Below are 24,067 nucleotides of genomic sequence, written 5' to 3' on the forward strand. Positions count from 1 at the left end.
GTTCCACGAGAGCCCGGGCCGCACGGCCCCGGCGCAGACTGCGGCGGCAGCGCCGGGGAGGACCACGTGCAGGCGATCATCCTGGCCGGAGGGCTGGGCACCCGGCTCAGCGAAGAGACCGGCACCCGCCCGAAGCCCATGGTGACCGTCGGCGGGCGGCCCATGCTCTGGCACATCATGAACATCTACGCCTCTCACGGCGTCCGCGACTTCGTCATCGCCCTCGGCTACCGCGGCGAGGTGGTGAAGGAGTACCTCCTGAACTTCAAGGTGATGTCCTCCAGCTTCCGCGTGGGCACCGCGGAGGGCAGCGTCGAGATGCTCGACGAGTCCGCGGTCGCGGACTGGCGGGTCGCGGCGGTCGACACCGGCGAGCGCACCGAGACAGGAGGCCGCATCAAGCGCGCGGCTGCCCACGTCACCGACGACCTCTTCCTCGCGACCTACGGTGACGGCGTCGCGGACGTCGACATCAGCGCGCTGATCGCCTATCACCGCAGCCACGGCAAGCTCGCGACGGTGACGGCAGTCCGTCCCCCGGCACGCTTCGGGCGGCTGCACCTCGAGGGCGAGAACGGCGACATGGTCACCCGGTTCGGGGAGAAGCCGCAGTCCGAGGAGGGCTGGATCAACGGGGGCTTCTTCGTCCTGGACCGCAAGGTGCTCGACTACATCCGCGGCGACGGTGACGTCTTCGAGCGCGAGCCGCTGGAGGCGATCGCCGCCGAGGGCCAGCTCATGGCGTACCGCCACGAGGGCTTCTGGCAGCCCATGGACACGCTGCGCGAGCGCATGCTGCTCGAGGAGCTCTGGGACTCGGGTAAGGCTCCCTGGAAGACCTGGTGAGCCGGGACGTCCTCGTCCTGGGCGCGTCGGGTCGGATCGGCGGCGCGGCCGCCGAAGCTCTCCGCGCGGCCGGCTACGCCGTCAGCATGCCCGGCCGGGACGAAGCCTGGCCCGAGCGCGGTTGGGTGGCCGTCGTCAATGCCGTGGGCGCGGGCATGTCGTCGGACGCCCGCGGCTCCGGCGACGCCCTACAGGCGGCGAACGTCGACGTGGCCCTCGCGGCGGCGGCGCACGCCCGGCGGTCCGGGGCGCGGCTGGTTCACATCGGGACGGTGCTGGAGCGGACGCCGCTCGCCACCACCGGCGACCCCTACGTCGCGAGCAAGCTGACCGCGGCGCGGGCATTGCGCGCGCAGCGCGCGGACCTCGACCTCATCGAGCTTTGGCCGCACCTCGTGGTGGGCGGGAGCGGGCGCACGCCCAGCCTGGTCGAGCGGGTGGCCGCGCGGCTGCGCGCCGGCGCGCCCTTCGAGCTGCGCACCCCGTACGTGCGGCGCGACCTCGTGCACGCCGCCGACATCGGACGCGCGGTCGCGCTCGCGGTGGCCTCCGAGACCGCACCGGCCGAGCCGCTCGAGATCGGCACCGGGAGCAGCCTCACGATGGCCGAGCTCGTCGACCTGGTCCGGGGCGTCCTGGGCACGGGCCACGGGTGGGTGCCGTCCCAGGGCCCGGCGCCGGGCTGGAGCGGGGACCTCGTCGCCGACCCGGGCCCGGCTGCGAGGATGCTCGGGTTCACGGCAGAGCGCACCGCGAGCGATGCCCTCCTGGCCGCGCTGAAGGCCGGCCAGCTCGACACCCCAGAGAAGGAATCCAGCGCATGAAGTGGGTCGTCACCGGAGGCTGCGGCTTCATCGGCACCAACGTCGCCGAGCGGCTCGCGGCCGACGGCGAGGAGGTCGTGGTCGTCGACAACCTGGCCCGCCCCCGCGTGCACCGGAACCTCTCGTTCCTGCGCGACGAGCTCGGGCTCGAGGTCGTCGTCGCCGACATCCGCGATCTGGAGGCGGTCCGCAGCCTGCTGCGCACGCACTCGGACGCCGGAGCGGTCCTGCACCTCGCGGGGCAGGTGTCCTTCGTCGCCAGCCTGCGCGACCCGCGCTACGACTTCGAGGCCAACACCGTCGGCACCTTCAACGTCCTCGAGGCCGTCCGCGACTTCGCACCCCAGGCCGTGGTGGTCTACAGCTCCACGAACAAGGTGTACGGCGACCTCGACGAGCTCGCGGTGGAGGAGACGGAGACCCGCTACGTGCTGCGGGACTACCCCCACGGCGTGCCGTCGACGCTGCCGCTGCGGCTGCACGGCGGCTACGGCTGCAGCAAGGGCGCGGCGGACCAGTTCGTCGTCGACTGGGCGCACTTCCACGACCTGCGCAGCGTCTCCTTCCGCCAGAGCAGCGTCTACGGCGGCCGGCAGTTCTCCACCGAGGACCAGGGCTGGGCGGCCTTCTTCGCCGAGCGCTTCAGCGCGAACGAGAGCTACCGGATCAGCGGGACCGGCAAGCAGGTCCGCGACCTCCTGCACGTGGACGACCTCTACCGGGCGTTCCGCGCCGCCGTCGCCGCTCCGGACGCCGTACGCGGGCGGGCGGTCAACATCGGGGGCGGGCCCTCCAACAGCGCCTCCCTCCTCGAGCTGTTCGACCAGCTCGCCGAGCTCACGGGGAACCGGCCGGACTACGAGCGCGGGCCCGGCCGGCCGGCCGACCAGAAGGTCTTCATCGCCGACGTGCGCGAGCTGGACGAGCTGCTCGGCTGGCGGCCGCAGATCGGGCTGGACAAGGGCTTGCCCGAGCTCGTGGAGTGGGCCGGCCGCGTGGTAGGTGGAGCCGTATGACCGGACCCCTCGTCTCGGTCGTCATCCCGACCTACAACCGTGCGCGCACGCTGCGCCGGGCCATCGACTCCGCCGCAGGCCAGGACGTCGCGGGTGGCGTCGAGATCGTCGTCGTCGACAACGCCAGCTCCGACGACACCGAGGCCGTCATCGAGGAGGCGCGTCGCGACGTCCCCGGTCTCGTCTACCGCCGGTGGGACGAGAACGTCGGCCCCGTGGAGAACTGGCGCCGGGGCATCGAGCTGTCCCGGGGCCCCTGGACGAAGGTCCTCTGGTCCGACGACTGGCTCGAGCCGTCGGCCGTGCGCTCGCTGCTGGACCTGACCAGGGACGGTGCGGTCACCGTGACGTGCCAGGCGCTCGTCCACGGGCCGGACGGGGAGCGGGTCGCGTACTCCGGCCGGCGCCACTCCTTCGGCGCGAAGGACGTGCTCTGCGGGTTGATCAGCCCGGACGAGGTGCTGCCCTTCTCACCGGCGGCCGGGCTGGTGCGCCGGTCGGACGCGCTGGCCGGCCTGGCCCAGGCGCTCCCCGGGCCGTGCACGCGCAAGGCGATCGGCCCTGACGTCGCGCTGTTCTACTGGGGCGTGCTGACCGGTGGGCGCGGGGAGCACCTGCCCGTGCCGCTCGCCCACTTCGACGCCAAGCACGGCTCGATCTCGGTGGACGAGGGCGCGCGGATGCTGCGCGCCTGCTACGACTCCTCGTTGATGGCCCTGGCAGGCGCCGCCGGGGCGACCGTGCCCACCGAGGTGCAGCGGCGGGTGAGCCACCGCTCGGCCATGCTGCGCCGGCAGGGCGTCCCGGAGGACGCCCTGCACCCGGGCGGCCGGCTGTCCGTGCGCGAGCTCGTCGCCAGCGGGCGGCGCAAGGCGAAGGGGATGCTGTGAGCCTGCCCGGATCCGGTCTGAGCGGCCTGGACGTCCTGCTCACGGGGCACACGGGCTTCAAGGGCGCGTGGCTGACGCGGTGGCTGGAGCGCTGCGGTGCACTCGTGCACGGCCTCGCCCTCGACCCCGAGCCGGGTGCCCTCTACGAGGCGGCCGGCCTGGCGGGTTCGGTGCGGACGGATGCCCGGGTCGACGTGCGCGACGAGGCGGCGGTCCGCCGGGTGTTGGACGAGACCCGGCCCGACGTGGTGCTGCACCTCGCGGCCCAGCCGCTGGTGCGCGCGTCGTACCGGGAGCCGCTCGAGACGTTCGCGACCAACGTGATGGGGACGGCTCACGTCGTGCGCGCCGCGCAGGAGACCCCCTCCGTGCGGGCTCTCGTGGTCGTGACCACGGACAAGGTCTACCGCAACGTGGAGCAGGTGTGGGGCTACCGGGAGTCGGACCCGCTCGGCGGGGACGACCCCTACAGCGCCAGCAAGGCCTGCGCGGAGATCGTGACCGCATCTCTGGCCCACTCCTTCCCGCGCCCCGACATCGCCGTTGCCACCGCTCGGGCTGGAAACGTTATCGGCGGCGGAGACGTGTCCCCCGACCGCCTGCTGCCCAACCTCCTGGACGCTTTCGCGTCCGGGGAGGCGGCCGTCCTGCGCTTTCCTCAGGCCGTCCGCCCGTGGCAGCACGTCGTCGAGCCCCTGGCCGGTTACCTCGTGCTCGCCGAGAACCTGCTCGCCGGCCGGTCGAGCGGGGCCTGGAACTTCGGCCCGCTCAACGACGGGCTGCGGACCGTCGCGGAGGTCGCGGACCTCGCAGCTCGCGTGTGGGGGGACGGGGCCTCCTGGCACGTGCCTCCGGGGCAGGACAACCCGCACGAGGCAGGCCTGCTCATGCTGGACCCCGCGCTGGCGATCGCCCGTCTGGGCTGGCGTCCCCGGCTGGACGTGCAGCAGGCCGTGGAGTGGACCGTGGAGTTCACCCGGCGCTACCGCGACGGAGAACCGGCCCGAGCCCTGGTCGACGAGCAGTTGGACCGCTACGCGGCGCTTTGAGCCGGAGACACAGGGGACCACAGCCGGCGCCGGACGTACACCGCTGACGGCACGGTGATGAACACGAGCTGAGCTATCACCGTGCCCCAGACGGGTCCGGCGACGCCTAGCGCTCGGGTCAGGGCGATCGACAGCCCGACGTTCGCGGCGGCCATGAGCACCGAGCAGACCACCTGGAACCGGACGACGTGGGCGCCGTTCAGCAGCATCGCGTACGGACCCTGGAACGTGGTGACCAACGTCCAGACCGCGAAGGCCAGCAGCAGGCTGGTGGGGACCGAGACCGGGTCCTCCGCGGTCCAAGCCCGGATCAAGGGCGCTCCGGCGAGGAAAAGCAGGACGGCCGCAGGAACGTTCACCACGGCCCCGAGCAGGATGGCCTTGCGCAGGGTGCCGCGCGCCCAGGCGAGGTCAGCACGAGCGAGCGCGTCGCCGAAGGCAGGCCACAGCGGTGTCATCACGAACGCGACGACCATGTAGGGCAGGTTGAACACGCGCTGCGTGAAGTTGTACTGCGTGACCTGCTCTGCGCCGAGCAGGTGGGAGATCACCAGCGCATCGGTCTGGTAGGCCACGGCGGCCGCAGACCCGAGAACGAGGAACAGGGCTCCGGACCGCCCGAGGAAGCCCAGCGTCTCGCGTCGCACCAGTCGCAGCGCGGGCCGGAGCCACGGCCGGCGCGTCCACAGCCAGAGGCAGTTGGCCGCTGCGGAGAACGTCTGTCCAGCGAACGCGGCGGCCACGAAGCCGACCACCGAGGCCGAGTTGACGATGCAGCCGACCGTCAGCGCGATGCCCAACAGTGCCCCGGCGAGCTGCCACAGGTTGGCCTGAAGGCCCTCCTGCAGCGCCAGGTGCACCTTCTGCGCGAGTGCCAGCGGGATGGCCGTCAGGAACAGCGCCGCGAAGACCGCGACAGCACGCGCCGCATCGTCCCGCGCGGGGCCTTCCGCCCCCAACAGGCCACCCCAGTCCACGTGCGGGAACACCAGGGCGAGCAGGAGGGCGAGGGCTGCCGCCACGGCGAGCAGGAGGAACCAGGCCGTCGACACCAGGCGCCGAACTTGTTCCCTGTCCCCCTGCGCCTGCGCCCGTGCGAGCGGCGAGACGAGTCCGTTGCCCAGGCCGAGGTCGGAGAAGACGAGCAGCGTCGCGAGCTGCGTCACCAGGACGAAGAGCGCGTACCCCTCGCTGTCCAGGACGTTGTGGATGAAGGGGACCGTGACCAGGGATCCGGCGACGGTGACCAGACGGAAGCCGGCCGCGCCGACGACCGCCAACCCGATGCGCCGCCAACGCTCCTTGCCCAGCGCGGCCGCCTCGGCCTCGGCGGTCAGGGGCTCCTCGGTGACAGGCGAGCCCGGGACGGTCATGGCCCCGCGGGGGCTCGCCGGTGCAAGCCGCTCAGCGGCTGGCGCGCGCGAGCTTGCCCGAGAGCTGGTCCTCGAGAAGCTGCCGGTCTGCGTCGACCATCAGCTCAGCGAGCGCCCGCCAGTCCGTCTTCGGCTCCCAGCCCAGCACCTCGCGGCACTTGGCCGGGTCCCCGATGAGGGCGTCGACCTCGGAGGGGCGCTCGTACCGGGCGTCGGTGCGGACGTGCTTCTCCCAATCGAGGTCCGCGCGGGCGAACGCCACCTGGCAGAAGTCGCGGACCGTGCCGGCCTTGCCCGTGGCCACGACGTAGTCGTCGCCCTGCGGCTGCTGCAGCATGAGCCACTGCGCCTCGACGTACTCCTTGGCGTAGCCCCAGTCGCGCACGGCGTCGAGGTTGCCCAGGTAGAGGTAGTCCTGCAGCCCTGCAGCGATCCGGGCCACGGCGCGAGTGATCTTGCGAGTGACGAAGGTCTCACCCCGGCGCGGCGACTCGTGGTTGAACAGGATGCCGTTGGTCGCGTGCATCCCGTACGCCTCGCGGTAGTTCACCGTGGCCCAGTAGGCGTAGACCTTGGCCGCGCCGTAGGGCGACCGCGGGTGGAACGGGGTCTGCTCGTTCTGCGGCGGGGGCGTCGAGCCGAACATCTCCGAGCTCGACGCCTGGTAGAAGCGGGTGTCCACTCCCGAAGCCCGGATCGCCTCGAGCAGACGGATCGTCCCGAGCCCCGTGACGTCGCCGGTGTACTCCGGCATCTCGAACGAGACCTTCACGTGCGACTGCGCGCCGAGGTGGTAGACCTCGTCCGGCTGAACGTCGCGCATGAGGTTGACCAGCATCGTCGCGTCCGACAGGTCCCCGTGGTGCAGCACCAGGCGCTGGTCCGGGTCGTGCGGGTCCTGGTAGATGTGGTCGATACGGTCGGTGTTGAAGGTGGACGCCCGGCGGATGACCCCGTGCACCTCGTAGCCCTTGTCGAGCAGCAACTCGGCGAGGTACGAGCCGTCCTGACCAGTGACACCGGTGATGAGCGCGGACTTCGTCATGGAAAAGGCAGCCTCGAGGTCTCGGCGGGATCAGCGGCTCACAGGGCCGACGGGCGACTCAGTATTCCACGGCTCGGCCGTCCACCAGCATCGAAGGCACACAAGCGCACGGCGACACGCCGCCTCGCGGGACGCGGGCGAAAAAAAGTTGCGGCACCACTGAACCCCCGGTCGGGCCTGGGGCATCTCCAGTCTGACGAAGCTGACGCGGGCGCCTGCGGCGGTCACGTCCGCGCCGGTGAGCGGATGCGGACGCGGTTGCCTGTGGGCCCTGCTGAATGAGGGAGCCCGGTACATGAGCGCCGTACTTCACCCGGTGGGTCCTAGTCACCCCCAGCCACGGCGTGAAGCCAGCCGATCGCGCTCCGGTAGTCTCGGTCCGATGACCTCCGTTCACGACTGCACCTGTGAGGCAGGCCTCACCGTGAGCCGTCCGCGGACGGGTGAGCTCGCTGCGCTGGACCGCTTCACCTCTTTCGGCTTCGCGGACGTCAAGCTTTACGACGCCGACGTCACCGAGGCGGCGGCCTTCGTCGAGTGGGCGGCACGTGCGCACACGCCGCTCGCGGTGCACATGTGCAACGCGTACGTCTTGAGCTTGGTCCTGCGCCGGACCGGCTACCGGGAGGTGCTGAACCACCAGTCGGTCAACTTCCCCGACGGCACACCGGTGGCGTGGTTTCACCGCGTGATCAGCAAGTCCCGGGCGAAGGGGCCGGTCCGGGGTCCGGCACTCATGCAGGCCGTGCTCAGCCGGCCCGGGCTCCGCCACTACCTGCTGGGCGGCTCTCCCGAGGTGCTCGCCGACCTCGAGCGCGCGATCAAGACCGACTACCCCGACGCCGTCGTCGCCGGCTCGCTGGCCCCGCCCTTCCGGGACCCGACCCACGACGACGTGCTGGAGTACGCCCAGCTGATCGAGGAGGCCGCACCGGACCTGGTGTGGGTCGGCCTCGGCACACCCCGTCAGGACCAGCTCATCGCGCAACTGGTCGACCACGTGAGCGTGACGATGGTCGGGGTCGGTGCCGCTTTCGACTTCCTGTCGGGCCACAAGAAGGAGGCTCCGGCCGCGCTCCACGGGACCGGGTTCGAGTGGGTCCACCGGCTCGTCTCCGAGCCTCGCCGGCTGTGGAAGCGCTACCTGCTGGGCAACGCGCTCTTCCTCCTGCAGGCGGGGCGAGAGGTGCGCAAGCTCCGCAACGGCCAGGCGTGACCGGGCAGCACCCCCGCGCAGCACCTCCCCCCACCGGCTCGAGCGCGACGACCAGCGGGTCGTCGGCGCTGACGCAGCACGACAGCACCCGCCACCCGCGTTGGCTCCTGCCTGCCGGGCTGGTGGCTGTGCTGATGCTGTGGGCGCTGCTGCCCTGGGAATGGTCGCTGGTCGACGACGCGCTCTATGTCGAGCAGTCGCGGGCCGCTCGTAGCGCCGACGGCCTGCTCGGGCTGTTCCAGATGGGCTGGGACATGCGGGAGGCGGACGTCGGGGCGGGCGTGTTCCGCCCCAGCTTCTACGCGATCGAGCCCTGGTTCTACGCCCTCCCGGTCGCCGGCGCTCGCACTTTACGACTTGCCCTCTTCCTTCTGGTCCTGCTGGCCCCAGCCGTCCTTGTCCGGCGACTTGCCGGCGGCCGCTGGGCGCTGGCCGTGGGCACGGCGGTAGCCGTCGGGCTCGCCAACCGCGCGCTGTACGACCAGCTGTTCTTCCCTTCTCTGCAGGAGCTGTGGGGGCTCGCCTTCATCGCGCTCGGGCTGCTCGCCCCACGGCCGTGGCTGCGCACCGTCGCGTGGGTGATCGCGGCCGGTTGGAAGGCGCCCTTCGCCTGGCTGCTCCTCGTCTACGCGCTCTCGCTGGCGGTGCGCCGGCGTTGGCTGCATGCTGCGGTCACAGCGGCTGCCGGACTGGGAAGCATCCTGTACAGCGCGTACCTCCAGCGCAGTGGCTGGTACACCGCCGGCTACACGTTCACGTTCGACGACCTCCCGCGAATCGTGGAGTCCACGGTGAAGTGGGGCGCGGCTCCCGGTCTGGCCCTGATCGCGCTCGCCGCGACCCGGGGACGGCGCGAAGGTCGCGACGAGGGTGGGGCGGCCGTCCGGGCGCGACGCGACCAGCTGCACGACGGCTACATCCTGCTCGGCACAGGGCTGCTCTACCTCGCGACTCTGACGCCCTGGTCGCCCGGCAGCAGCTACTACTTCGCCCCGCCCATCTGGCTGGGGGCCACCGGGCTCCTGCTGATCCTCGTCCAACACACGTCCCCGCGCGAGCTCGCATGGCCACGCTGGGGTGCTGCCGCGGTCGCGGCCGCCTGCGCCGCGGCAGTCGCGTTCATCGGCCTCCGGGACGGGCTCCTCCGCAACGCCTTCGTCGTCGAGACCAGGGACTTCGCCCTGTCGGTGTCCGACGAGCGCCCGCTGATAGCGATGAACGGGTGCGAGGCCAGCATCCGCTTCCAGCAGCTGCTCACCCTGCGGACCGACGGTCGCTGGCAAGGCCGCTTCAGCCACGGGACCGCGGGCGAGCCCAGCTCGTGCGACCCGAGCTTCATGACACTGCAGCCCGGTCCGCCCACGTTCTTCGCCTTCGCCGCGCCTCCCGCCGGCGAGAGCCGATCCTGTGCCGCGTACTACGTCGAAGGAACGGACTACCCGGGACTGCCGCACGACGCCGCCTGGCGCGTGCTGCGCCACACGGCCCGTGGCACCGTGTACGCGACGCCCTGCCCGGCCGAGCGGCCGTAGCCCCGGAGGTCGCCGTGCTGCTCTCGATCGTCGTGCCGTGCTTCCGCGAGGAGGCATCCCTCCCTCACCTGCACCAGGCCCTGTCCGAGCAGGTCGAGCCGCTCGACCTCGAGGTCGAGATGCTCTTCGTCGACGACGGAAGCCCGGACGGCACGCTCGACGTTCTCCGTGAGCTGGCCGGGCGGGACAGCCGCGTGCGCTACCTGTCGCTGAGCCGCAACTTCGGCAAGGAGTCCGCCCTGCTGGCCGGTCTGGAGCACGCGGCCGGTGATGCAGTCCTGATCATGGACGCCGACCTGCAACACCCGCCCACGCTCCTGCCGCTGATGCTCGCCCGGATGACCGAGGGCTTCGATCAGGTCGTCGCCCGACGCACCCGGCAGGGGGACCCGTTCCGGCGCACCTTCCTGGCGCGGACCTATTACCGGTTGATCAACCGGCTCATCGACGTGCGGCTCATGGACGGGGCCGGCGACTTCCGCCTGCTCAGCCGCCGTGCGGTGGACGCCCTGCTCGCGATGCCCGAGCGTAACCGCTTCTCCAAGGGCTTGTTCTCCTGGATCGGCTTCCCGACCGTGATGGTCGAGTACGAGAACGTGGTGCGGACCGCGGGCTCGAGCAGCTGGACTTTCCGACGGCTGGTCAATTACGGCCTGGACGGCGTCCTCTCCTTCAACGACCGACCGCTCCGCCTGCTGGTGCACCTCGGCGGCGCGGTCACGTTGCTCTCGCTGACCTACATCGTCTGGCTGCTCGCGCGAGCGGCCTTGTACGGCATCGACCAGCCCGGCTACCTGACCCTGGTGTCAGCGGTGCTGATGCTCGGCGGGCTGCAACTGCTGGCTCTCGGGATTCTGGGCGAGTACATCGGGCGCATCTACTACGAGGCGAAGGCGCGGCCGGCCTACCTGCTGCGCGAGGGGAACGTCGCCCCGCCGCACGCCGGTGAGCTGCCGTTCCCGCCGCATCGCGCGGACCGGCAGAGCGGACGGGCGTCGTGACCGCGTCGAGGGGAGCTTTACTCCGTTTCTGCGCGGTCGGGGTGGTCAACACCGGCGCGTACTACGGTCCCTACCTCGCCCTCCTCCCTCTGGTCGGCTACGTCGCGGCGCACCTCATCGGGTTCGTGATCAGTCTGCTGGTGTCCTTCGTCCTCAACAGCAAGCTGACGTTCCGGGTCCCGATGACCTGGCGGCGGCTGGCGCTGTACCCCTTGACCAACTTGACCAACTTCCTCGTCACAACGACGGGGGTTCTGGTCCTCGTGAACGCGCTGGCGGTGGACGAGACGTTCGCGCCATTGATCGCATCGGCCCCGGCGATCCCGGCAACCTTCGTCGTGACCCGGCTCGTCCTCGCCGGGCGGCGCCACCGCTCGGCTGCGACGGACGAGCGCGGCGCCGCCGGAACCGTCCAGGCCGGATTGCTCAGCGCAGGCCCGGCCACGCCTCGAGCGCCGCACGCAGCGCCTCCCGCCAGCCTCGGATCGGGCTGAGCCCGGCCGCCTCCCAGCGGGCGTGACCGAGCACGCTGTACGCCGGGCGCGGCGCCGGCCGCCGGAACGCCTCGCTGGTGGTCGGCCGCACCCGCTGCGGGTCGTGGCCCAGCTCCTCGAACACGGCTCGGGCCAGCCCGTGCCACGTCGTCTCACCGCTGCTGGTGCCGTGGTAGACCCCGGGCGGCGCGTCGACCGATCGGCCGAGGGCGACCAGCTGCTCGGCGAGGTCCCGCGACCAGGTCGGCTGCCCGAGCTGGTCCTGCACCACGTCGACCGTCCCGTCGGGCGCCTTCTCCGCCGCCAGCCGGGCCATCGTGGCGACGAAGCTGCGCCCGTGCTGCCCGTAGAGCCAGGCGGTGCGGACGACGAAGCCCCCGTCACGGTGCAGGCGCAGGACCGCCCGCTCGCCGGCGAGCTTGCTGCGGCCGTACGCATTGAGCGGGGCGGGCGGGGCGTCCTCCGGGTACGGCCGGGTGGCGTCGCCGGCGAAGACGTAGTCGGTGGAGACGTGCAGCAGCCGGGCGCCGGTCTGCGTGCAGGCGGCGGCGAGCAGCGCGACGCCCTCACCATTGACCCGGGTCGCGTCGTCCTCGCGCTCCTCGGCGCCGTCGACGTCGGTCCACGCGGCGCAGTTGACGACCACCCCGGGCCCCTCCGGGCCGGCCAGGCTCGACACCGCCTCCTGCACCGCGTCCGCGTCCAGCACGTCGAGGCCGGCCCGGTCGCGCGCGTCGAGCCGCTCCCCTGCGGCGGTGAGCACCGAGGTGACGTCGCGGCCGAGCATGCCCCCGGCGCCGGTGACCAGCCAGCCCATCAGCGGGCCAGCGCGGCGCGCTGCTTCAGCGGCTCCCACCAGGCGCGGTTGTCGCGGTACCACTGCACGGTGTCGGCCAGGCCCTGCCCGAACGGCACCTGGGGCGCATAGCCCAGCTCCGCCGAGATCTTCGAGATGTCCACCGAGTAGCGCCGGTCGTGGCCCTTGCGGTCCTCGACCGGGACGACCCGGTCCCAGCCCGCGCCGAGCGCGTCCAGCAGCTGGCCGGTGAGCTCCTTGTTGGTGAGCTCGGTGCCACCACCGATGTTGTAGACCTCGCCGGCCCGGCCCTTCTCGAGCACGAGCGCGATCCCCCGGCAGTGGTCGTCGACGTGCAGCCAGTCGCGCACGTTGAGCCCGTCGCCGTAGAGCGGGACCGTCCCCCCGTCGAGCAGGTTGGTGACGAACAGCGGGATGACCTTCTCCGGGAACTGGTACGGCCCGTAGTTGTTCGAGCAGCGGGTGATGCTGACGTCGAGCTGGTGGGTGCGGGCGTACGCCCGGGCGAGCAGGTCGCTGGAGGCCTTCGAGGCGGAGTACGGCGAGTTCGGCTCCAGCGGGTGCGTCTCCGGCCAGGAGCCCTCGTCGATGGAGCCGTAGACCTCGTCGGTCGAGACGTGGACGAACTTGGCCAGCCCGCGCCGGTGGGCGGCGTCCAGCAGCGTCTGGGTTCCGACGACGTTCGTCATCACGAAGTCGGTGGCTCCCTCGATGGAGCGGTCGACGTGCGACTCGGCGGCGAAGTGGACGACCGCGTCGGAGGCGCTCACCAGCTCCCCCACCAGCTTCGTGTCCAGGATGTCGCCCTCCACGAAGGTCAGGCGCGGGCTGTCCTTCACCGGGTCGAGGTTCGCCCGGTTGCCCGCGTACGTCAGCTTGTCCAGGACGACGACGTCGGTGTCCGCGAAGGCGGGGTAGCCCCCCGACAGCAGGGTGCGGACGAAGTGCGAGCCGATGAAGCCGGCGCCGCCGGTGACCAGTACGGACAACGCTTCTCCTCCGCATCGATGCCGTCGTCGCCGGGCACGGCGCGGGCGGTCCCGACCCTACCGGCGCCGGCCTGTCCCGTACGCGGCTCTTCGACCGCACGACCCGAACGGCAGAGCGGCCGGCCGCTAGGGTCGCCACGTGCGCGGAATCATCCTGGCCGGCGGGAGCGGCACGCGGCTGCACCCGATCACCCGGGGCATCAGCAAGCAGCTCGTGCCCGTCTACGACAAGCCGATGATCTACTACCCGCTGACCACGCTGTTGCAGGCGGGGATCCGCGAGATCCTCGTGATCACCACCCCCGAGGACGCCGGGAGCTTCCGCCGGCTGCTCGGGGACGGCTCGGACCTCGGCATCCGGCTCGAGTACGCGGTGCAGCCCCGCCCCGAAGGGCTCGCCCAGGCCTTCCTGATCGGCGCCGACTTCATCGGCGAGGAGAAGGTCGCGCTGGTCCTCGGGGACAACATCTTCTACGGCGTCGGCCTCGACGAGCAGCTGAAGGCGTGCACGGAGGTCGAGGGCGGCCGCATCTTCGCCTACCACGTCGCGGACCCGAAGGCCTACGGCGTGGTCGAGTTCGACGGCGCGGGCGTGGCGGTGAGCATCGAGGAGAAGCCTGCGCACCCGCGCAGCAACTACGCCGTCCCCGGCATCTACTTCTACGACAACGACGTGATCGGTATCGCCCGCGGCCTCGAGCCCAGCGCACGCGGCGAGCTCGAGATCACGGCGGTCAACCAGGAGTACCTCTCGCGCGGCACGCTGACCGTCACCGTGCTCCCGCGCGGCACCGCCTGGCTCGACACCGGGACCTTCGACTCCATGGTCCAGGCCTCCGAGTTCGTCCGGGTGATCGAGGCGCGCCAGGGCCAGAAGATCGGCTGCATCGAGGAGGCCGCCTGGCGCGAGGGCTGGCTCTCCGACGACCAGCTGCGGGCGGTGGCGGAGCCGCTGCGCAAGAGCGGCTACGGCGACTACCTGCTGGGCCTGCTGGGCGCCTGAACGGGCGCGGCCACGGCTAGGGTTCTGCGACGTGGAGATCCGCGAGCTCAAGGTCCCCGACGCCTACGAGGTCACCCCGGTCCAGCACCGGGACGACCGCGGCGTGTTCCTCGAGTGGTTCCGCGAAGCACGCTTCGTGGAAGCGGTCGGCCACCCGCTCGACCTGAGGCAGGCGAACGTCTCGGTGTCGTCGCGGGGCACCCTGCGCGGCATCCACTTCGCCGACGTCCCACCGAGCCAGGCGAAGTACGTCACCTGCCTGCGTGGTGCGGTGCTCGACGTCGTCGTCGACATCCGAACCGGGTCTCCGGCATTCGGGACGTGGGACGCGGTGCGGCTCGACGACGTCGACCGGCGCGCCGTCTACCTGAGCGAGGGCCTCGGCCACGCGTTCGTCGCCCTGACCGACGACGCGACCGTCAGCTACCTCTGCTCCGAGGGCTACTCCCCCACCCGGGAGCACGGCATCTCCCCGCTCGACCCCGACCTCGCGATCGAGTGGCCGGCCGAGGCGGGGGAGCTGCTGCTCTCCCCGAAGGACACCGCGGCCCCGACGCTGCGCGAGGCCGAGGCGGCGGGGCTGCTGCCGTCGTACGACGCCTGCCGGCAGTTCTACGCCTCGCTCCGGCAGCGCCCCTGACGCGTTCCGGCTACGAGCCCCGGCGTACCGGGACGCCGTGCGCCGCGAGGTAGTCCCGGGCCTCCGCGGGGGTCTGCTCGGTGAACTGGAACATGGCTCCGGCAGCGACGGCGGAGGCGCCCCCCTCCCGGATCGCCGCGAGCATGTCGGCGTAGGACCCGGCCCCTCCGGACGCGATGACCGGGACGCCCACGGCCTGCGCCACCGACGCGACGAGGGGGATGTCGTAGCCGGTGAGGCGGCCGTCGTACTCGACCCGGGTCACGAGGATCTCGCCGGCGCCGCGGTCGGCGGCCTCCCTGGCCCAGGAGACGGGGTCGCGCTCGGTGGGCCTCGAGCCGGAGTGGCTGAAGCAGCGCCACGCCCCGTCGACCTCACGGACGTCCACCGACACCACGACGCACTGGCTGCCGAAGCGGCGGGCGGCCTGCTCGACGAGGCCCGGGCCGGCCAGCGCGGCGCTGTTCACGACCACCTTGTCGGCGCCGGCGGCCAGCAGCTCGGCCACGTCCTCGACCGTGTCGACGCCGCCGCCGACGGTCAGCGGGACACGGCTCTGGACGGCCGCCTCCGCCGCCGTGTCGAGGTCGACCGAACGCTCCTCCCGACGGGCCGCGACGTCGACGATGAGCAGCTCGTCGACGTCGCGGGAGTTGAACACCCGCACGGCAGGGACGAGCGTCCCGACCGTGCGCCAGCTGGCGAACGCCTCACCCTTGACGAGCCCGAAGCCATTCGAGAGCAGGGTCGGGATCACTCGAACCTTCAGCATCTGGCCCTCTCACGGCGAGGAAGTTCTGCAGGAGGCGCAGGCCCGCAGCCGAGCTCTTCTCCGGGTGGAACTGCACGCCGTACGCGCTGCCGTGGCGGACGGCGGAGACGACCTCCCCGGCGTACGGGGTGACGGCTGCCCGGTCCGCGGCGGACTCCGGCTCGAACTGGAAGCTGTGCACGAAGTAGAAGTCGGCGCCGGGGGCGATGCCGGCGAACAGCCCGCCGTCGTCGAGCGCGGTCACCTCGTTCCACCCCACGTGCGGCACGCGCTCGCCGGAGCGCGCGGTCAGCCGCACGACCTGCCCGGGGACGAGGCCGAGCCCGGGAGTGGGTGCGCCCTCCTCGCTGCGGTCGCCGAGCAGCTGCATGCCGAGGCAGACCCCGAGCAGCGGCTTGCCCTGGCCGGTGGCCTCGCGCAGGGCCTGCGGCCAGCCGGCGGCGTGCAGGTTCTCCATCGCCGCGTCGAACGCCCCGACCCCCGGAAGGACCAGGTGGCTGAAGCGTTCCAGCCCCTCCGGACGGGCCAGCACCTCCAGGCCCGCGGCCCCGGCGTCCTCGAGGCGTCGGCAGATCGAGGCGAGGTTGTTGAGCTTGTAGTCGATGACCCCGACCTTCGGCCCCGCCGGCTCGCCGAAGACGGAGGGCTCGGACAGCTGCGCCCACTCAGGGAACATCGACGGAGCTACACATTGTCGTCGTTGACCTTCGTGAGGTTGCCGTGCCGGTCGCGCACGAGCTGCCCGCCCTCGGTGACGAAGAGCCGCTTGTTGGTGAACTGGTCGCAGATCTTCGCGAACTGGGCGACGCTCATGTCGAGCGGCTCGAGGATGTCGGCCAGGGGCTTGCCGAGGTACTCCCACGGGAACTTGCCGTCGTGGAGCTTCACGAGGTCGAGCGCTTCCTCGCGGGTGAGCCGTCCCCGGCGCAGGTGCAGGCAGGCGATGTCGGTCGCGCGGCCGAACCCGAACTTCAGGAACTTGAAGTAGTCGTGGATGCCGGTCTGATGGTTGTCGAGGTTCTCGTAGTTGACGACCGAGCCCTCCACCGTCTTGTGGTAGGTCTCGAAGCCGTGCCCCTGGGCGACGAGCACGTTGGTGAACCCGTCCCACGGGAAGAAGTGCCCGAGGAAGACGCCCGTCACGCCGACCTCGCGCAGCCGCTCGTCCGAGGGGTACGTGTAGAGGATCAGGTCGCGCTGGCGGAGCCCGTGACGCCCGGCCATGTCGCTGACGCGCAGGCCGAGCAGTCCGCCGAACTCCTCGAGCCAGCGCCGGTCCAGGACGTGGTTCTCCGACGCGGCGGCCGGGCCGCCGTACTCGTTCTGCGGGTTCTCACCCCACACGATGAGCGGGACGCGGTACTCCACCGCGGCGCGCACCGGGATCGTGAAGATCGACGCGTGCTCCGGCCAGGAGATGTCCCCGACTTCCTCGAGCCCGATGCGGTTGAGCGTGCGGCGCACCCGGGGGTTGCCCGTCACCTCGACGTAGTCCACGCCGAGCTGCTTGATGTTCTCGATGTTGCGCCGCCCGATGTCGGACAGGTCGCACGTCGTCGAGGTGACGCACAGCGGGTTGAGCCCGAGGCTCAGCACCTTGAGCACCTGCGCCGTGCTGTCCTTGCCGCCGGAGACCGGCACGATGCAGTCCCAGCTGCTGCCGTCCTTGGAGCGATAGCGCTCGACGACGTCGAGGAACTCCTGCCGGCGGGCATCCCAGTCGACGCTCGTCCGCCGCTCGAAGTTGTGGCACGCCGAGCAGACGCCGTCGTCCTCGATGCGCAGGTCGGGCTTGGTCGACGGCATGACGCACCGCCGGCAGTAGGTGATCACGACGTCTTCTCCAGCGTGAACCAGGTGAGGTCGTCCTGCGGGAACGGGCCACGGTGGTAGGCGAAGCCCGTGTCCACGAGGCGGAGGTCGGGGAACCGGTCGAGCAGGTCACCGGCCCAGTCGCGCTTGAACAGCCGGTCCTGCTCGCCGTGGTACACGATCGTCTCCGGGCGCGGGTTGTAGTACTCCGCGACGAAGACGTACCGGTTCGAGGCGTTGTAGAGCAGGTCGTAGACCGTGTTCAGCGCCTCGGGCGCGATGTGGATGAGCACGCCCTTGGTGAAGGTGAAGTCATAGGCCCGCGGCGGCGTGAAGTCGAGCGCCGAGCCGCGGAAGACGGTGCACCCGGTCTTCTCCAGCTCGTCGGCGGCGCCCGCGTTGATCTCCAGGCCGGCGATCTCGGCCTCGGGCAGCAGCGTCTGCAGCGCGCGGACGTTGAGGCCGATGTTGGCCCCGATCTCGAGCACCGAGCTCACCGGCGAGAGACCGGACAGGACCTTCGAGAACAGCGCCGTGTTCGCGGAGACCCATCGGGCACCGACGTTGCGCTCGGAGTACCGGTCCCCGAACTCACCCGACCAGAACTCCTCCTGGGCTGTGGCGTAGGTGCTGTCTCCGGGCACGGTGTTCCCTTCTGAGCGGCTGGTTCGGGAGGTCGACGGGACGGGGGCGGAAGCCGGGCTCATGGGTCGAGGACCCCGCGCAGCGCCTCGACGACCCGGTCCTGGTCGGCATCGGTCATGTCCGGGAACAGCGGGAGGGAGAGCTGCTCGGCGTACGCGGCCTCGGCCACCGGGCACATGCCCCGCCGGTAGCCCAGGTCGGCGAAGACGGGGTGCCAGTAGACCGGGATGTAGTTCACCTGCACGCCGATGCCGGCCGCCCGGAGCCGGTCGAAGACCTCTCGCCGTCGCCCGTCCAGGACGCGGACCGAGTAGAGGTGCCAGGCGGGCTCCACGTCCGCCCGCCTGGTGGGCAGCCGCAGCCCCGGCACCCCGGACAGCAGCTGGTCATAGCGCGCCACCAGCTCGTCGCGGCGGGCGAGGAAGGCGGGCAGCCGGCGCAGCTGGGCGGCCCCGAGCGCGCAGAGCACGTCGGGCAGCCGGTAGTTGAGCCCGAAGCCGCTCATCTCGTACCACCAGGCCCCCTGAGAGGTGTCCTGCGGCTGCGGGTCCCGGCCGATGCGGGCGAACCGGCGGGCCGCCTGCAGCACGGCGGGGTCGGGCGCCGCGACGGCCCCTCCCTCGGCGGTCGTCATGTGCTTGGTCGGGAAGAACGAGAAGCAGGTCGCGTCGGCGACCGACCCGACGGGCCGCCCCTTGTAGCGCGCGCCGATCGAGTGCGCGGCGTCCTCCAGGAGCCTGGCCCCGACCGAGTCGGCGACGGAGCGGAGCTCGTCGAGGTCGGCCGGGTGGCCGGCGTAGTCCACGGCCGCGATCACGCTTGTCCGCTCGCCGGCCAGGGCCGCCGCCGCCTGCGGGTCGAGGTTGAGCGTGTCGTCGCTGACGTCCGCGAAGCGCACGGTGGCGCCGAGCAGCGCAGCCGACGACGCCGTGGCGATGAAGGTGAACGGGCTGGTGACGACCTCGCTGCCGGGCCCTGCCCCCAGCCCGGCGTACGCGACGTGCAGCGCGGCCGTGCCGGAGGTCACGCTGACGCAGGGGGCCCCGACCGCCTGCGCGAGCGCCTCCTCGAAGGACTCGACGGCCGGGCCGGTCGTCAGCCAGTCGCCGCGCAGGACCTCGGCGACCGCGTCGATGTCCTCCTGCTCGACCGACTGCCGGCCGTACGGCAGCCAGCTCTGCGCGGCCTGCGTGGTCATGCCGCCGCGACCATCTCCGCCAGCTCGTCATGGCTCAGCCACTGGTCGTTGAGGTCAGAGCGGTAGACGAAGTCGTTCGGCACCTCTTCCCCGCCCTCGACGTGCTTCCCACCCCACTCGGAGATGACAGGCTTGACCACGTAGTGGTCGGCGAACCGGAGTGTGCGGTGGGCGTCCTCGGCCCCGATCATCTCCTCGTGGAGCTTCTCGCCCGGGCGGATGCCGATGATGTCGAGCTCGGCCCCGGGCGCCAGGACCTCCGCGAGGTCGGTGATCTTCATGCTCGGGATGCGCGGGACGTACAGCTCGCCGCCGGTCATCCGCTCGAACGCGTCGAGGACGAACTGCACGGCCTGCGGCAGCGTGATCCAGAACCGGGTCATGCGCGGGTCGGTGATCGGGACCTTGCGGACGCCCTCGGCGGCGAGCCTCTTGAAGAAGGGAACCACCGACCCCCGGCTGCCGACCACGTTGCCGTAGCGCACGACCGCCATGCGGGTGTCCGCCGCGCCGGCGTAGTGGTTGCCGGCGATGAAGAGCTTGTCCGCGCAGAGCTTGGTGGCGCCGTAGAGGTTCGCCGGGCTGCTCGCCTTGTCGGTCGAGAGGGCGACGACCCGCTTGACCCCGAGGTCGATCGCCGTGTCGATGACGTTCTGGGAGCCGAGCACGTTCGTCTTCACGAACTCGTAGGGGTTGTACTCGGCGGTGTCGACCTGCTTGAGCGCGGCAGCGTGGACGACGTAGTCGACGCCGTGCATCGCCCGGTGCAGGCGCTCCTTGTCCCGGATGTCGCCGATCATCCAACGCAGCCGGGGGTCGTCCCCGAGCAGCTGGCGGACCTCGTACTGCTTGAGCTCGTCGCGAGAGTAGATCACTATGCGGCTGACGTGACCGTCGTCGAGCAGGCGCCGGATGAAGGCCTTGCCGAACGAGCCGGTGCCTCCCGTGACGAACATCGAGGCGCCATCCAACGAGGTCATGCGCAACTCCTACAGTGGGGGCACGTTCCCTGACACACTGTAACGTGCAGGCGTGCAAGCACTTTCCGCGGAGACGGCGGAGGCAAACGGCACCCTGGCCGTGATCCAGGCCCGCGCCGGCTCGACACGGCTGCCCGGCAAGGTCCTCGAGCCGCTGGGCGGCCGGCCGGTGCTGGGCTGGGTGGTACGCGCCGCGCAGCTGGCCGGAGTGTTCACCAAGGTCGTGGTCGCCACCTCGACCGACCCGCGCGACGACGCGGTCGCCGACCTCGCCCTCGAGCTCGGCGCGGAGGTCGTGCGCGGCCCCGAGGAGGACGTGCTCTCCCGCTTCCTCCTGGTCCTCGACCACCACCCCGCCGCCGCCCTGGCCCGGCTCACCGCGGACTGCCCGCTGCTCGACCCGGCACTGATCCGTCTCGCCGTCCGGACCTTCGCCGCGGCTGAGGGGGGCCTCGACTACCTGAGCACCGTCCTCGAGCGCAGCCTGCCGCACGGCCTCGACGTCGAGGTCCTGTCCGCGCAGACCCTGCGACGCGTGGGCGCGACGGCGACCGGGGTGCACCGCGTCCACGTGACCTCCGCCGTCTACACGTCCTTCGAGGACTACCGGGTCGCCGGCCTGGGCTTCCTCCCGCACGCCGCCGACCTGCGCGTCACGCTGGACACCCCGGACGACCTGCGCATGCTCCGTGCGACGGTGGCCGAGATCGGGGACCGGGCGCCCGAGTGGCGCGAGCTCACGCGGTTGCTGCGCTCGCGGCCGGACATCGTGGCGCTGAACGGCCACGTCGTCCAGAAGGAGCTGAGCGAGGGGTGAGCGGCCCCGTCGTCGCCGTCCGGTGCGACGCGAGCGCGAGCGGCGGGGTGGGGCACGTCATGCGCTCGGCGGCCCTGTCGGAGGCGCTGCTCGCGCAGGGGCTCGGCGTCGTGTTCCTCGGTGACCTGCACGGCGTCGCGCTCGCCGAGCGGCGGCTCCGCGCCCTCGGGGTCGAGGCGCGCCCGGCCCCGGCCGGGCCCGCCGAGGTCGTCGCCACGCTCGACCGCGTCGACGCCGCCGCCGTGGTCATCGACTCGTACTCCGTGCCGCCGGAGGTGCACGCGGCCGTGCGCCGGTCCGGGCGGGTCGTCGCGGCGATCGTGGACGCCGCGGCGCCGGGCCTCGAGGCCGACCTGGTGGTCAACCAGAACCACGGCGCGGAGCACCTCCCCCGCGACGGCTACCGCGGCCGGCTCCTCGCGGGCGCCCGGTACGCGCTGCTGCCGCGCCGGGTGACCCTGCGCCGCCCGCCGGCGCCGCCACCGGCGCCCCCGGTCGCCCGGCGGGCTCTCGTCGTCCTCGGCGGCACGGACGCCGCGCACGCCGCGGCCGACGTCGCCGAGCGGCTGCTGGGGACCGGGATGGCGGCCCACCTCGACGTCGTCTGCGCCACCGAGCAGCTCCGCCGGCGGGTGCAGTCCCTGCCGGTCGCCGCGGGCCGGTCGGTGGCCGCGCACGCGCCGGTCGACGACCTGGCCGGCCTCGCCACGGAGGCGGACCTCGTGATCAGCGCGGCGGGCACGACCGTCTGGGAGCTGGCCTGCCTCGGGCGGGCGGTCGCCCTCGTGCCGGTGGCCGACAACCAGCTTCCTGGGTACACCGCTCTCGTGCGGTCCGACGTGTGCCACGGCCTCGGCCCGGCGGCGCGGCTGCGCCAGGAGCCGGCAGCGGTGACCGCCGAGCTGGCGGAGCTGATGTCCGACCAGGGGCGGCGCGAGCGGCTGTCCACCGCGGCGTACTCGCTCGTCGACGGTGCCGGCAGCGACCGCGTCGCCGCAGAGTTGGCCGTGCTCCTCCGGACCACCGCCAGCAACTCGTCGACCAGAGAGGGAGAGACGTCATGACCGCACGCGTCTACGGCCGCCCGGAGATCTCGATCGGGCAGCGCCCGGTGGGCCCCGGCCACCCCTGCTACGTCATCGCGGAGGCGGGTGCGAACCACAACCGGGACCTCGACACCGCGAAGCGGCTGATCGACGTCGCCGCCGAGTCCGGCTCCGACGCGGTGAAGTTCCAGACCTACACCGCCGAGGGCCTCTACTCGCGCAAGACGCCGAACCCCTCGTACCTCAAGAACTCCAGCCTGCTCAAGGACCAGGAGACGGTCTGGGAGCTGATCAAGCGGGTGGAGATCCCCTGGGAGTGGCACGAGGAGCTGGCCAGCCACGCGGCCGCGGCCGGGATCGACTTCCTCTCGACGCCGTTCGAGGAGGCCGCGGTCGACTTGCTGGAGACCGTGAAGGTCCCCGCCTACAAGATCGCGTCCTACGAGATCACGCACCTGCCGCTCATCGAGTACGCCGCGCGGACTGGAAAGCCGCTTCTGCTGTCGACCGGCATGGCGTCCCTGGCCGACATCGAGCGCGCGCTGGACGTGGCCAACGAGGCCGGCTGCGAGCAGGTGGCCCTGCTGCACTGCGCGATCAACTACCCGCCGCGTTTCGAGGACCTCAACCTGCGCGCGATCTCCACCCTCGCGAGCGCGTTCCAGGTCCCCATCGGCTGGTCGGACCACACTCCCGGCCACACCGCGGACGTCGCCGCCGTCACGCTCGGGGCCACCCTCGTGGAGAAGCACTACACGCTCAGCCGCGACCAGGAGGGCCCGGACCACGCCTTCGCCCTCGAGCCGGACGAGCTGACGGCGATGGTCAAGGCCATCCGCGAGGCGGAGGCGTCGCTGGGCACGCCGGTCAAGCGCGTGACGCCGGCCGAGGCGGAGATGTACCGCATCGGCCGGCGCAGCCTCGTCGCGGCCCGCGACCTGCCCGCCGGCACCGTGGTCACACGGGAGGACATCGCGGTGAAGCGGCCGGGATACGGCATCCCGGTCCACGAGCTCGACGCGGTGCTCGGGCGCACGACGAGCGAGGCCATCGAGGCGGACGAGATCCTCCAGTGGCCGATGTTCGGCTGACCCCGGTCGTCCGGCCCGCCGGCCCGGACGACTCGCGCGCGCTGTGGGAGTGGCGCAACGACCCGACGACGCGCGCGATGTCGGCGCAGACCGACGAGGTCGCATGGGAGGCCCACCAGGCGTGGTACGCCCGCGCGCTCGACGACCCGCGGCGCCGGCTGCTGGTGGCCGAGCTCGACGGCGAGCGAGTGGGCATGGTGCGCTTCGACGACGCAGGAGAGGGCCACTGGGTCGTCAGCATCAACCTCGCGCCCGCAGCTCGCGGGCGGGGCCTTGCCGCGCCCGTGCTGCGAGCCGGGGAGGAGTGGCTCCGCTCGTCGGGCACGGCCGAACTGCTCATCGCCGAGGTGCGAGACACGAACGCTGCGTCGTGGCGGACGTTCGAGCGGGCCGGCTACGTGCAGGCGGCCGGCGCCGAGGACGGCTGGCGGCGCTACGAGCTGAGGCCAGGGCCCGGCTCGCGCAGGTAGTGCTTGTCCTCCACCGGCGAGGTCCCGCTGCCGAAGCAGATCGCCACGCTCGGCTCGACCGACGTGAAGACGTGCAGCGTCATCGGCGGGATGTCGATGAGCTGCCCCGCGACGAGCCGGAACACGCCTCCCGGCGAGGCGCTGCCCGCGAGCGGGACCAGGCGGGCCTCGATCTCGCCGGACTGCACGTAGCCCCGCTCGTGGTAGCCGCGGTGGTAGTGGTTGCCGCGCACCACTCCGGCTGCCGCGAAGGTCACGACCTCGACGTACGTCACCGTGCCCGTGCCGCTGACGACGGTCAGCGAGCCGCGCTCGTCGGCGTACGACGGGCGGGTTTCCACCGGCGAGGAGTCCTGGACCATGCACGCATGCTCCCAGGCGAGCGCGCGCCCCGGCCCGGCCGGCCCGGCCACGGCGCTGACTGCGGCACCGGTCCCGACGGTCACCGGCACGGTGCGGCAGCCGTCCCACAGGTCCGACTGGATGCGGCATCGCTCCAAG

26 protein-coding genes are annotated in these 24,067 nt (G+C 71.9%); 15 read left to right on the top strand and 11 right to left on the bottom strand.

The genetic code is table 11. The features are described 5' to 3' along the window. Positions 1–66 precede the first annotated feature (66 nt). From rfbF to rfbG, 5 genes are read left to right on the top strand one after another with little or no spacing between them, the layout of a single operon-like run. Positions 67–846 (top strand): glucose-1-phosphate cytidylyltransferase, encoded by a 780-nt coding sequence (gene rfbF / locus G9H72_RS13935; protein ID WP_166172066.1) that lies wholly within the window; start codon positions 67–69, stop codon positions 844–846. Then, positions 843–1,670, top strand: coding sequence for an NAD-dependent epimerase/dehydratase family protein (locus G9H72_RS13940; RefSeq protein ID WP_166172068.1), 828 nt, complete (start codon positions 843–845; stop codon positions 1,668–1,670). Before rfbF ends, G9H72_RS13940 begins: the two co-directional genes overlap by 4 nt. Beyond that, a complete protein-coding gene (locus tag G9H72_RS13945) occupies positions 1,667–2,686 on the top strand; it encodes an NAD-dependent epimerase/dehydratase family protein (protein WP_166172070.1) in 1,020 nt (339 codons plus the stop codon). The genes G9H72_RS13940 and G9H72_RS13945 overlap by 4 nt, the downstream gene beginning before the upstream one ends. Beyond that, complete coding sequence (locus G9H72_RS13950; protein ID WP_166172072.1) at positions 2,683–3,576, top strand: glycosyltransferase family 2 protein; 894 nt, start codon at positions 2,683–2,685, stop codon at positions 3,574–3,576. Before G9H72_RS13945 ends, G9H72_RS13950 begins: the two co-directional genes overlap by 4 nt. After that, a complete protein-coding gene (gene rfbG, locus G9H72_RS13955; RefSeq protein ID WP_166172074.1) occupies positions 3,573–4,625 on the top strand; it encodes a CDP-glucose 4,6-dehydratase in 1,053 nt (350 codons plus the stop codon). The genes G9H72_RS13950 and rfbG overlap by 4 nt, the downstream gene beginning before the upstream one ends. Here rfbG and G9H72_RS13960 read toward each other — a convergent pair. After that, the gene (locus G9H72_RS13960; RefSeq protein ID WP_166172076.1) at positions 4,610–5,998 is read right to left on the bottom strand and encodes a lipopolysaccharide biosynthesis protein; all 1,389 of its coding nucleotides are present in this window, start codon (positions 5,996–5,998) and stop codon (positions 4,610–4,612) included. The genes rfbG and G9H72_RS13960 overlap by 16 nt on opposite strands. 31 nt (positions 5,999–6,029) lie before the next feature. Then, positions 6,030–7,043: a GDP-mannose 4,6-dehydratase gene (gmd, locus tag G9H72_RS13965; RefSeq protein WP_166172078.1), complete on the bottom strand. Its 1,014-nt coding sequence runs from the start codon at positions 7,041–7,043 to the stop codon at positions 6,030–6,032. A gap of 382 nt (positions 7,044–7,425) precedes the next feature. Between gmd and G9H72_RS13970 the strand changes: the two genes are divergently transcribed. The 4 genes from G9H72_RS13970 to G9H72_RS13985 are packed head-to-tail and all read left to right on the top strand — an operon-like array spanning position 7,426 to position 11,286. Then, a complete protein-coding gene (locus tag G9H72_RS13970) occupies positions 7,426–8,259 on the top strand; it encodes a WecB/TagA/CpsF family glycosyltransferase (RefSeq protein WP_166172080.1) in 834 nt (277 codons plus the stop codon). Next, positions 8,256–9,791 carry a hypothetical protein gene (locus G9H72_RS21715; protein WP_166172082.1) on the top strand — a complete coding sequence of 512 codons (1,536 nt, stop codon included), beginning with the start codon at positions 8,256–8,258 and terminating at the stop codon, positions 9,789–9,791. Before G9H72_RS13970 ends, G9H72_RS21715 begins: the two co-directional genes overlap by 4 nt. 14 nt (positions 9,792–9,805) lie before the next feature. Next, positions 9,806–10,792, top strand: coding sequence for a glycosyltransferase family 2 protein (locus G9H72_RS13980; protein ID WP_166172084.1), 987 nt, complete (start codon positions 9,806–9,808; stop codon positions 10,790–10,792). A 41-nt stretch (positions 10,793–10,833) separates the two neighbouring features. Then, the gene (locus G9H72_RS13985) at positions 10,834–11,286 is read left to right on the top strand and encodes a GtrA family protein (protein WP_407939591.1); all 453 of its coding nucleotides are present in this window, start codon (positions 10,834–10,836) and stop codon (positions 11,284–11,286) included. Here the strand turns inward: G9H72_RS13985 and rfbD are convergent. Both rfbD and rfbB read right to left on the bottom strand, forming a co-directional pair. After that, positions 11,219–12,103: a dTDP-4-dehydrorhamnose reductase gene (gene rfbD / locus G9H72_RS13990; protein WP_166172088.1), complete on the bottom strand. Its 885-nt coding sequence runs from the start codon at positions 12,101–12,103 to the stop codon at positions 11,219–11,221. The two genes, G9H72_RS13985 and rfbD, sit on opposite strands and share 68 nt — an antisense overlap. Beyond that, on the bottom strand, positions 12,103–13,092 hold the full coding sequence (gene rfbB, locus G9H72_RS13995) for a dTDP-glucose 4,6-dehydratase (RefSeq protein ID WP_166172090.1): 990 nt from the start codon (positions 13,090–13,092) through the stop codon (positions 12,103–12,105). Before rfbB ends, rfbD begins: the two co-directional genes overlap by 1 nt. 139 nt (positions 13,093–13,231) lie before the next feature. Here rfbB and rfbA point away from each other — a divergent pair, with 139 nt between their 5' ends. After that, the gene (gene rfbA / locus G9H72_RS14000) at positions 13,232–14,095 is read left to right on the top strand and encodes a glucose-1-phosphate thymidylyltransferase RfbA (protein ID WP_166172092.1); all 864 of its coding nucleotides are present in this window, start codon (positions 13,232–13,234) and stop codon (positions 14,093–14,095) included. A 31-nt stretch (positions 14,096–14,126) separates the two neighbouring features. Further along, the gene (rfbC, locus tag G9H72_RS14005) at positions 14,127–14,735 is read left to right on the top strand and encodes a dTDP-4-dehydrorhamnose 3,5-epimerase (protein ID WP_166172094.1); all 609 of its coding nucleotides are present in this window, start codon (positions 14,127–14,129) and stop codon (positions 14,733–14,735) included. A 10-nt stretch (positions 14,736–14,745) separates the two neighbouring features. Here the strand turns inward: rfbC and hisF are convergent, their stop codons facing one another. The 6 genes from hisF to pseB are packed head-to-tail and all read right to left on the bottom strand — an operon-like array spanning position 14,746 to position 20,142. Beyond that, a complete protein-coding gene (hisF, locus tag G9H72_RS14010) occupies positions 14,746–15,492 on the bottom strand; it encodes an imidazole glycerol phosphate synthase subunit HisF (protein ID WP_331272299.1) in 747 nt (248 codons plus the stop codon). Continuing rightward, complete coding sequence (gene hisH, locus G9H72_RS14015; RefSeq protein ID WP_166172098.1) at positions 15,446–16,183, bottom strand: imidazole glycerol phosphate synthase subunit HisH; 738 nt, start codon at positions 16,181–16,183, stop codon at positions 15,446–15,448. Before hisH ends, hisF begins: the two co-directional genes overlap by 47 nt. Before the next feature lie 8 nt (positions 16,184–16,191). Further along, positions 16,192–17,340 carry an N-acetyl sugar amidotransferase gene (locus tag G9H72_RS14020; protein WP_166172100.1) on the bottom strand — a complete coding sequence of 383 codons (1,149 nt, stop codon included), beginning with the start codon at positions 17,338–17,340 and terminating at the stop codon, positions 16,192–16,194. Further along, positions 17,337–17,963 carry a pseudaminic acid biosynthesis-associated methylase gene (locus tag G9H72_RS14025; RefSeq protein WP_331272300.1) on the bottom strand — a complete coding sequence of 209 codons (627 nt, stop codon included), beginning with the start codon at positions 17,961–17,963 and terminating at the stop codon, positions 17,337–17,339. The genes G9H72_RS14020 and G9H72_RS14025 overlap by 4 nt, the downstream gene beginning before the upstream one ends. A gap of 59 nt (positions 17,964–18,022) precedes the next feature. Then, positions 18,023–19,162: a DegT/DnrJ/EryC1/StrS family aminotransferase gene (locus G9H72_RS14030; protein ID WP_166172104.1), complete on the bottom strand. Its 1,140-nt coding sequence runs from the start codon at positions 19,160–19,162 to the stop codon at positions 18,023–18,025. Continuing rightward, entirely contained in the window at positions 19,159–20,142 is a 984-nt protein-coding gene (pseB, locus tag G9H72_RS14035) for a UDP-N-acetylglucosamine 4,6-dehydratase (inverting) (protein ID WP_166172106.1), read from the bottom strand. The genes G9H72_RS14030 and pseB overlap by 4 nt, the downstream gene beginning before the upstream one ends. A gap of 52 nt (positions 20,143–20,194) precedes the next feature. Between pseB and G9H72_RS14040 the strand changes: the two genes are divergently transcribed. Genes G9H72_RS14040 through G9H72_RS14055 form a run of 4 tightly spaced genes read left to right on the top strand, consistent with a single transcriptional unit; the run spans position 20,195 to position 23,566 of the window. Continuing rightward, the gene (locus G9H72_RS14040) at positions 20,195–20,959 is read left to right on the top strand and encodes a cytidylyltransferase domain-containing protein (protein WP_331272301.1); all 765 of its coding nucleotides are present in this window, start codon (positions 20,195–20,197) and stop codon (positions 20,957–20,959) included. Next, entirely contained in the window at positions 20,956–22,023 is a 1,068-nt protein-coding gene (locus tag G9H72_RS14045; RefSeq protein ID WP_166172108.1) for a spore coat protein, read from the top strand. The genes G9H72_RS14040 and G9H72_RS14045 overlap by 4 nt, the downstream gene beginning before the upstream one ends. Then, positions 22,020–23,096, top strand: coding sequence for a pseudaminic acid synthase (pseI, locus tag G9H72_RS14050; RefSeq protein WP_166172110.1), 1,077 nt, complete (start codon positions 22,020–22,022; stop codon positions 23,094–23,096). The genes G9H72_RS14045 and pseI overlap by 4 nt, the downstream gene beginning before the upstream one ends. Beyond that, a complete protein-coding gene (locus tag G9H72_RS14055; RefSeq protein WP_331272302.1) occupies positions 23,078–23,566 on the top strand; it encodes a GNAT family N-acetyltransferase in 489 nt (162 codons plus the stop codon). Before pseI ends, G9H72_RS14055 begins: the two co-directional genes overlap by 19 nt. Here G9H72_RS14055 and G9H72_RS14060 read toward each other — a convergent pair. Then, complete coding sequence (locus tag G9H72_RS14060) at positions 23,530–24,066, bottom strand: cupin domain-containing protein (RefSeq protein ID WP_166171847.1); 537 nt, start codon at positions 24,064–24,066, stop codon at positions 23,530–23,532. The two genes, G9H72_RS14055 and G9H72_RS14060, sit on opposite strands and share 37 nt — an antisense overlap. Between the last annotated feature and the right edge of the window lies 1 nt (position 24,067).

Origin of the sequence: Motilibacter aurantiacus, assembly GCF_011250645.1 — a bacterium.
In the GTDB taxonomy this organism is placed as follows: Bacteria; Actinomycetota; Actinomycetes; order Motilibacterales; family Motilibacteraceae; genus Motilibacter_A; species Motilibacter_A aurantiacus.